The sequence below is a fragment of the Calditerrivibrio sp. genome (assembly GCF_049968475.1).
GTDB classification, from domain to species: Bacteria; Chrysiogenota; Deferribacteres; order Deferribacterales; family Calditerrivibrionaceae; genus Calditerrivibrio; species Calditerrivibrio nitroreducens_A.
On record NZ_JBMFQS010000034.1, the window covers coordinates 1 to 561 of the forward strand.

The window sequence follows — 561 nt, forward strand, 5'->3', positions numbered from 1 at the left end:
GTATCCTGAGTTGGAGTTGGTGGAGTAGATGGAGGAGGTGTTTCAGGTGGTCCTGGTGGAGGTGGTGGCGGTGAAGCAAAATTAGCTGGACTATTACTTGAAAGTTTATTATCACCACCAACACCTATAATACTCTTAAAAACCATAAAACCTACTCCAACTGCTGCAGCTACAGCTAATACTAATATCTTCTGCATCTTCTTCTTTTTCTCATCGTCAGAAGATTGTTGAACCTGTCCCTGCCCTTCTAAATTCTCTTCCCTTCCTTCCTCATAACCTTCCGTCTCCCTTGAACTTAATTCCTCTGTCTTCTTCCTCTTAAACTTGCTTAAATCTATCATTCCCAGTTCCTCCTTCTCTACTTCTTATTGCTTTTATACTTAACGTAATAAACACAATCCCTCTTGGCAATTTCTAATATCTCACTTTTCGTAGCCAAAACCACAAAAAACCTATCCTCATCTAATTGTAATATCTTTACCTCTCCTTTTTTCTCATCTTCATTGACATTAACAGGTTTTGTAATACATTCGGAAGAACTCGCCCCAACTTCATAAATAG

The 561-nt window shown here is 38.9% G+C and carries 1 protein-coding gene and 1 pseudogene; both read right to left on the reverse strand.

The window, feature by feature from the left end; translation table 11 throughout:
* Positions 1 to 341 (reverse strand): annotated as a pseudogene (locus ACP5Q2_RS09900) (hypothetical protein); the annotation flags it as partial.
* A 17-nt stretch (positions 342 to 358) separates the two neighbouring features.
* A partial coding sequence (locus ACP5Q2_RS09905) for a hypothetical protein (RefSeq protein WP_428099637.1) occupies positions 359 to 561 on the reverse strand: 203 nt, incomplete at its 5' end.